General features: G+C 68.5%; 1 protein-coding gene. It reads right to left on the bottom strand.

The features are described from left to right. The coding region (locus DES41_RS38670; RefSeq protein ID WP_170168423.1) for a cadherin repeat domain-containing protein at positions 1–8967 on the bottom strand (8967 nt) is incomplete at both ends.

Genomic DNA, 8967 nt, shown 5'->3' with positions numbered 1-8967 from the left:
GGTGGCCGTGCCGTCGGGGTCGAGCGCCTGCGCGGTGATGCCGACCACCGTGCCGTTGGCCGCGTTCTCGGCCACCTGGTTCGCTGCCGCGTTCACGTCGGTCACGGCGCCCACCGGCTGCTCGTTGACATCGGTCAGCGCGACCGTGAAATTGGCGCTGGCGGTGCTGCCGTCGGACGAGGTGGCCAACACCGTGATCTGGTGGCTGGTGCCCGCCTCGTAGTTGAGCAGCGTGCCGTCTGCCACCGTCACCACGCCGGTGGCGGCATCGATGGTGAAGCGCCCACCGGCATTGTCCGAGAGGCTGTAGGCGACCGTGGCCGTGCCGTCGGGGTCGATGGCCTGGGCCGTAACGCCCACGACGGTGCCGTTGGCGGCGTTCTCGGGCACCTGGTTCGCTGCGGCGTTCGCATCGGTCACGGCGCCCACCGGCTGCTCGTTGACATCGCTCAGCGCAACCGTGAAGTTGGCGCTGGAGGTGCTGCCATCGCTGGAGGTGGCCAGCACGGTGATCTGGTGGCTGCTGGCGGCCTCGTAGTCGAGCAAGCTCGCGTCGGCCACCGTCACCACGCCGGTGTTGGCGTCGATGGTGAAGCGGCCCCCGGCGTTGTCGCTGAGGGCGTAGCTCACCGTGCCTGTGCCGTCGGGGTCGGTGGCCTGGGCGGTGATGCCCACCGCCGTGCCGTTGGTGGCGTTCTCCGCCACCTGGTTCGCCGCCGCGTCCACGTCGGTCACGGCGCCCACCGGCTGCTCGTTCACATCGGTCAGGTTGACTGTGAAGTTGGCGCTCGATGTCGAACCGTCCGACGAGGTGGCCAGCACCGTGATCTGGTGGCTGGTGGCGCTCTCGTAGTCCAGCAATGTTCCATCGGCCACGGTGACCACCCCGGTGACGGCATCGATCGCAAAGCGCCCGCCCGCGGTGTCCGAGAGGCTGTAGCTGATCGTGGCCGTGCCGTCCGGGTCCAGCGCCTGCGCTGTGATGCCCACGGCGGCCCCATTGGCGGCGTTCTCGGCCACCTGGTTGGCAGCCGCATTCACGTCGGTGACGGCGCCCACCGGGGCCTCGTTCACGTCGGTCAGCGCGATGGTGAAGTTGGCGCTCGATGTCGAACCGTCGGAGGACGTGGCCAGCACGGTGACCTGGTGGCTGGTCGCAGCCTCGTAGTTCAGCAGCGTGCCGTCGGCCACGGTCACCACGCCCGTGGTGGCGTCGATGGCGAAGCGGCCACCGGCGTTGTCCGTGAGGCTGTAGCCCACCGTGGCTGCGCCATCGGGATCGGTGGCCAGGGCCGTGATGCCCACCACCGCGCCGTTGGCCGCGTTCTCCGCCACGCTGTTGGCCGCGGCGTTGGCGTCGGTCACGGCGCCCACCGGTGCTTCGTTCACATCGGTGAGTGCAATCGTGAAATTGGCGCTGGAGGTGGTGCCATCCGAAGACGTGGCCAGCACGGTGATCTGGTGGCTGCTGCTGGCTTCGTAGTTCAGCAGCGTGCCGTCGGCCACCGTCACCACGCCGGTGGCGGCATCGATCGCGAAGCGGCCACCGGCGTCGTCCGAGAGGCTGTAGCCCACCGTGGCCGTGCCGTCAGGGTCGAGTGCTTGGGCCGTGATGCCCACCACCGTGCCGTTGGCCGCGTTCTCGGGCACCTGGTTCGCCGCGGCGTTCACGTCGGTGACGGCGCCCACGGGCGCCTCGTTCACATCGCTCAGGTTGACCGTGAAACTGGCGCTGGAGGTGCTGCCGTCGGACGAGGTGGCCACGACCGTGATGCCGTGGCTGGTGGCCGCCTCGTAGTTCAGCAGCGTGCCATCGGCCACGGTGACCACGCCGGTGGTGGCGTCGATGGTGAAGCGGCCACCGGCGTCGTCGCTGAGGCTGTAGCTCACTGTCGCTGTGCCATCCGGGTCCAGCGCCTGCGCGGTGATGCCGACGATGGCGCCGGTCGCGGCGTTCTCGGGCACTTGGTTGGCGGCGGCGTCCACGTCGGCGACGGCACCCACCGGTGCCTCGTTCACATCGCTCAGATTGACCGTGAAGCTGGCGCTGGAAGTCGTGCCGTCCGAGGATGTCGCCAGCACGGTGATGCCATGGCTGGCCGCCGCCTCGTAATTCAGCAACGTGCCGTTGGCCACCGTCACCACGCCGGTGGTGGCGTCGATGGCGAAGCGGCCTCCGGCGTTGTCGCTGAGGCTGTAGCTGACCGTGGCCGTGCCGTCGGGGTCGAGCGCCTGCGCGGTGATGCCGACCACCGTGCCGTTGGCCGCGTTCTCGGCCACCTGGTTCGCTGCCGCGTTCACGTCAATCACGGCGCCCACCGGCTGCTCGTTGACATCGGTCAGCGCGATCGTGAAGTTGGCGCTGGCGGTGCTGCCGTCGGACGAGGTGGCCAACACCGTGATGCCGTGGCTGGTGCTTGCCTCGTAGTTCAGGAGGGTGCCGTCCAGCACCGTCACCACGCCGGTGGTGGCGTCGATGGCGAAACGCCCGCCCGCGTTGTTGCTGAGGCTGTAGCTCACCGTGGCCGTGCCGTCGGGGTCGAGCGCCTGGGCGGTGATGCCCACCACCGTGCCGTTGGCCGCGTTCTCTGCCACGCTGTTGGCTGCAGCGTTCACGTCCGCGACGGCGCCCACCGGTGCTTCGTTCACGTCGGTGAGCGTGATCGTGAAATTGGCGCTCGAGCTGGAGCCGTCCGACGAAGTGGCCAGCACGGTGATGCCATGGCTGGTGGCGGCCTCGTAGTCCAGCAGGCTCGCGTCGGCCACCGTCACCACGCCGGTGGCGGCATCGATGGCGAAGCGGCCACCGGCGCTGTTGCTCAGGCTGTAGCTCACCGTGGCGGTGGCGTCCGGGTCGGTGGCCTGGGCGGTGATGCCGACCACGGCGCCGTTGGCCGCGTTCTCGGGGATTTGGTTGGCTGCGGGGTTCACGTCGGCGACGGCGCCCACCGGTGCTTCGTCCACATCGCTCAGGTTGACCGTGAAGCTGGCACTGGAGGTGCTGCCGTCCGACGAGGTTGCCACCACGGTGATGCCGTGGCTGGTGGCCGCCTCGTAGTTGAGCAAGCTGCCATCGGCCACGGTCACCACGCCGGTGTTCGCGTCGATGGCGAAGCGCCCGCCCGCGCTGTCACTCAAGCTGTAGCTCACCGTGGCCGTGCCGTCCGGGTCGAGTGCCTGGGCCGTGATGCCCACGAGGGCGCCGGTCGCGGCGTTCTCGGGCACCTGGTTGGCCGCAGCGTTCACGTCCGTGACGGCGCCCACGGGTGCTTCGTTCACATCGGTGAGTGCGATCGTGAAGTTCGCGCTGGAGGTGCTGCCGTCCGAAGAGGTGGCCAGCACCGTGATGCCATGGCTGGTGGCCGCTTCGTAGTTCAAGAGCGTGCCGTCGGCCACCGTCACGACGCCGGTGGTGGCGTCGATGGCGAAGCGGCCTCCGGCGCTGTCGCTGAGGCTGTAGCTCACTGTGGCTGTGTTGTCGGGGTCGGTGGCCTGGGCGGTGATGCCGACCACCGTGCCTGTGGTGGCGTTCTCCGCCACCTGGTTCGCCGCGGCGTTCACGTCGGTCACCGCGCCCACCGGGGCCTCGTTCACATCCGTCAGGGTGACAGTGAAGCTGGCGCTGGAGGTGCTGCCGTCGGACGAGGTGGCCAACACCGTGATGCCGTGGCTGGTGGCCGCCTCGTAGTTCAGCAAGCTGCCATCGGCCACGGTGACCACGCCGGTGTTCGCGTCGATGGTGAAGCGCCCGCCCGCGTTGTCCGACAGGCTGTAGCTGACGGTGGCCGTGCCGTCCGGGTCGAGTGCCTGGGCGGTGATGCCCACGAGGGCGCCGGTCGCGGCGTTCTCGGGCACCTGGTTGGCCGCGGCGTTGACGTCCGTGACGGCGCCGACCGGCTGTTCGTTCACGTCGGTCAGGTTGACCGTGAAGTTGGCGCTGGACGTGGTCCCGTCAGTGGACGTGGCCAGCACGGTGATGCTGTGGCTGGCCGCCGCCTCGTAGTTCAGCAGCGTGCCATCGGCCACGGTGACCACGCCGGTGTTCGCGTCGATGGCGAAGCGGCCACCGGCGTTGTCGCTCAAGCTGTAGCTCACGGTGGCCGTGCCGTCCGGGTCGGTGGCGAGCGCGGTGATGCCGACCACCGTGCCGTTGGCCGCGTTCTCGGGCACCTGGTTGGGCGCGGCGTTCACGTCGGTCACGGCGCCCAGCGGGGCTTCGTTCACATCGGTGAGCGCGATCGTGAAGTTGGCGCTGGAGGTGCTGCCGTCGCTCGACGTGGCCAGCACGGTGATGCCATGGCTGGTGGCGGCTTCGTAGTTCAAAAGCGTGCCGTCGAGCACCGTCACCACGCCGGTGTTCGCATCGATGGTGAAGCGTCCGCCCGCGTTGTCCGTGAGGCTGTAGCTCACCGTGGCCGTGCCGTCGGGGTCGGTGGCCTGGGCGGTGATGCCGACCACCGTGCCGTTGGCCGCGTTCTCCGCCACGCTGTTGGCGGCAGCGTTCGTATCGCTCACGGCCCCGATGGGCGCCTCGTTCACATCGGTCAGCGCGATCGTGAAGTTCGCGCTGGAGGTGCTGCCGTCGCTGGATGTGGCCAGCACCGTGATGCCATGGCTGGTGGCGGCTTCGTAGTTCAGGAGCGTGCCGTCGGCCACCGTCACCACGCCGGTGTTCGCGTCGATGGCGAAGCGCCCACCTGCGCTGTTGCTGAGGCTGTAGCTCACCGTCGCCGTGCCGTCGGGGTCCGTCGCCTGGGCCGTGATGCCCACTGCCGTGCCATTGGCCGCGCTCTCTGCCACGCTGTTGGCGGCAGCGTTCACGTCGGAGACGGCCCCGATGGGGGCCTCGTTCACATCCGTCAGCGCGATGGCGAAGTTGGCGCTGGAGGTCGTGCCGTCGGAGGACGTGGCCAGCACGGTGATCTGGTGGCTGTTCGCCGTCTCGTAGTCCAGCAGCGTGCTGTCCAGCACCGTCACCACGCCGGTGCTGGCATCGATCGTGAAGCGTCCACCTGCGCTGTTGCTGAGGCTGTAGCTCACCGTGGCCGTGCCATCGGGGTCGAGCGCCTGCGCGGTGATGCCCACTGGTGTGCCGTTGGCCGCGTTCTCTGTCACCTGGTTGGCCGCCGCGTTGATGTCGGATACGGCCCCGATGGGTGCCTCGTTCACATCCGTCAGCGCAATCGTGAAGCTGGCGCTGGACGTCGTGCCGTCCGACGAGGTGGCCAACACGGTGATGCCGTGGCTGGCAGCTGCCTCGTAGTTCAAAAGCGTGCCGTCCAGCACCGTCACCACGCCGGTGTTGGCGTCGATGGCGAAGCGGCCACCGGCGCTGTCGCTCAAGCTGTAGCTCACGGTGGCCGTGCCGTCCGGGTCGACGGCCAACGCCGTGATGCCGACTGCCGTGCCGTTGGCCGCGTTCTCCGCGACGCTGTTGGCAGCCGGGTTCGCGTCGCTCACCGCGCCGACAGGCGCCTCGTTCACATCGGTGAGCGTGATCGTGAAGTTGGCGCTGGAGGTGCTGCCGTCGCTGGAGGTGGCCAGCACCGTGATGCCGTGGCTGGTGGCGGCTTCGTAGTTGAGGAGCGTGCCGTCCAGCACCGTCACCACGCCGCTCGTGGCGTCGATGGCGAAACGCCCGCCTGCGTTGTTGCTCAAGCTGTAGCTGACCGTGTCGGTATTGTCAGGATCGGCCGCCTGGGCCGTGATGCCCACGGCCGTGCCGTTGGCGGCGTTCTCGGCCACGCTGTTGGCGGCGGCGTTTGCATCGCTCACGGCACCGAGAGACGCCTCGTTCACATCGGTCAACGCGATCGTGAAGCTGGCGCTGGACGTGCTGCCGTCCGACGAGGTGGCCACCACCGTGATGCCATGGCTCGTGGCGGCTTCGTAGTTCAAGAGCGTGCCGTCGGCCACCGTCACCACTCCGGTGGTGGCGTCGATGGCGAAGCGCCCGCCCGCGCTGTCGCTCAAGGCGTAGCTCACCGTGGCCGAGCCGTCAGGGTCGACGGCCAACGCCGTGATGCCGACCACCGTGCCGTTGGCAGCGTTCTCCGCCACGCTGTTGGCGGCCGGGTTCGCGTCGCTCACCGCGCCGACAGGCGCCTCGTTCACATCGGTGAGCGCGATCGTGAAGTTGGCGCTGGAAGTGCTGCCGTCGCTCGAAGTGGCCAGCACGGTGATGCCATGGCTGGTGGCGGCTTCGTAGTTCAGGAGCGTGCCGTCGGCCACCGTCACCACGCCGGTATTCGCATCGATGGTGAAGCGGCCACCTGCGCTGTTGCTGAGGCTGTAGCTCACCGTCGCCGTGCCGTCGGGGTCTGTCGCCTGAGCCGTGATGCCCACCACCGTGCCGTTGGCCGCGTTCTCGGCCACGCTGTTGGCGGCAGGGTTGCCATCGGTGACTGCGCCCACCGGTTGCTCGTTCACATCCGTCAGCGCGACTGTGAAGTTCGCGCTGGAGGTGCTGCCGTCCGACGAAGTCGCCAGCACGGTGATGCCGTGGCTGGTGCCCGCTTCGTAGTTCAGGAGCGTGCCGTCCAGCACCGTCACCACGCCGGTGTTGGCATCGATCGTGAAGCGTCCGCCGGCGTCGTTGCTGAGGCTGTAGCTCACCGTGGCCGTGCCATCGGGGTCCGTCGCCTGCGCGGTGATGCCGACCACCGTGCCGTTGGCGGCGTTCTCCACCACGCTGTTGGCGGCGGCGTTGACGTCCGTGACGGCACCCAGCGGTGCTTCGTTCACATCGGTCAAGTTGATGGTGAAGCTGGCACTGGAGATGCTGCCGTCGCTGGAGGTGGCCAGCACGGTGATGCCATGGCTGGTGGCAGCTTCGTAGTTCAAAAGGGTGCCGTCGGCCACCGTCACCACACCGGTATTCGCATCGATGGCGAAGCGTCCACCAGCGTTGTCGCTGAGGCTGTAGCTGACGGTTGCCGTGCCGTCGGGGTCCGTGGCCTGGGCGGTGATGCCCACCACCGTGCCATTGGCCGCGTTCTCCGCCACGCTGTTGGCGGCGGCGTTCACGTCCGTGACGGGACCGAGCGGTGCTTCGTTCACATCGGTGAGCGTGATCGTGAAGTTGGCGCTGGAGGTACTGCCGTCGCTGGAGGTGGCCAGCACGGTGATGCCATGGCTGCTGGCGGCTTCGTAATTCAAGAGCGTGCCGTCGGCCACGGTCACCACGCCGGTGGTGGCGTCGATGGCGAAGCGGCCGCCTGCGCTGTTGCTGAGGCTGTAGCTCACCGTTGCCGTGCCGTCGGGGTCCGTCGCCTGGGCCGTGATGCCCACGGCTGTGCTGTTGGCTGCGTTCTCGGCCACGCTGTTGGCAGCAGGATTCACGTCGCTCACGGCGCCCACTGGCTGCTCGTTCACATCGGTCAGCGCAACCGTGAAATTGGCGCTGGAGGTGCTGCCGTCCGACGACGTGGCCACGACAGTGATCTGGTGGCTGGTCGCGGCCTCGTAGTCCAGCAGTGTGCCGTTGGCAACGGTCACCACGCCGGTGGTGGCGTCGATGGCAAAGCGCCCGCCGGCGTTGTCGCTGAGGCTGTAGCTCACTGTCGCTGTGCCGTCTGGGTCGGTGGCCTGGGCTGTGACGCCCACGGCAGTGCCGTTGGCGGCGTTCTCGGCCACCTGGTTCGCCGCGGCGTCCACATCCGTGACCGCACCGACAGGCGCCTCGTTCACATCGGTCAGGTTGATGGTGAAGTTGGCGCTGGAGGTAGAGCCGTCGCTGGAGGTGGCCAGCACGGTGATGCCATGGCTGGTGGCGGCTTCGTAGTTCAAAAGCGTGCCGTCGGCCACGGTGACCACGCCAGTGCTCGCATCGATGGTGAAACGGCCGCCTGCGCTGTTGCTGAGGCTGTAGCTCACCGTGGCGCTGGCGTCCGGGTCGGTGGCCTGGGCGGTGATGCCGACCACCGTGCCGTTGGCCGCGTTCTCTGCCACGTTGTTGGCGGCAGGGTTGGTGTCACTCACGGCGCCGACAGGCGCCTCGTTCACATCGGTCAGGTTGACCGTGAAGTTGGCGCTGGAGGTCGTGCCGTCCGAGGATGTCGCCAGCACGGTGATGCCATGGCTTGCCGCCGCCTCGTAGTTCAGCAACGTGCCGTCGGCCACCGTCACCACGCCGGTGGTGGCGTCGATGGCGAAGCGGCCACCGGCGTTGTCGCTGAGGCTATAGCTCACTGTCGCTGTGCCGTCCGGGTCCAGCGCCTGGGCGGTGATGCCCACCACCGTGCCGTTGGCCGCGTTCTCCGCCACGCTGTTGGCGGCAGCGTTCACGTCCGTGACGGCACCCACCGGTGCCTCGTTGACATCGGTCAGCGCAATCGTGAAGCTGGCGCTGGAAGTGCTGCCGTCGCTGGAGGTGGCCAGCACCGTGATGCCATGGCTGGTGGCGGCTTCGTAGTTCAAGAGCGTGCCGTCGGCCACGGTCACCACGCCGGTGGTGGCATCGATGGCGAAGCGCCCACCTGCGTCGTTGCTGAGGGTGTAGCTCACCGTGGCGGTGCCGTCGGGGTCGGTGGCCTGGGCCGTGACGCCCACGACAGTCCCGTTGGCGGCGTTCTCGGGCACCTGGTTGGTCGCGGCGTTCACGTCGGTGACGGCGCCCACTGGCTGCTCGTTCACATCGGTCAGCGCAATCGTGAAGTTGGCGCTGGAGGTAGAGCCGTCGCTGGAGGTGGCCAACACGGTGATGCCGTGGCTGGTGGCTGCCTCGTAGTTCAGGAGGGTGCCGTCCAGCACCGTCACCACGCCGGTGGTGGCGTCGATGGCGAAGCGCCCGCCCGCGTCGTTGCTGAGGGTGTAGCTCACCGTGGCCGTGCCGTCCGGGTCGAGCGCCTGGGCCGTGATACCCACCACCGTGCCGTTGGCCGCGTTCTCCGTCACGCTGTTGGCTGCAGCGTTCACGTCCGTGACGGCGCCCAGCGGTGCTTCGTTCACGTCGGTGAGCGTGATCGT

This window comes from Pseudorhodoferax soli (assembly GCF_003337555.1).
GTDB classification, from domain to species: domain Bacteria; phylum Pseudomonadota; class Gammaproteobacteria; order Burkholderiales; family Burkholderiaceae_C; genus Pseudorhodoferax; species Pseudorhodoferax soli.
Note: the sequence above shows the minus strand (reverse complement) of the source record. Positions and strands in the feature narration are given on the sequence as shown.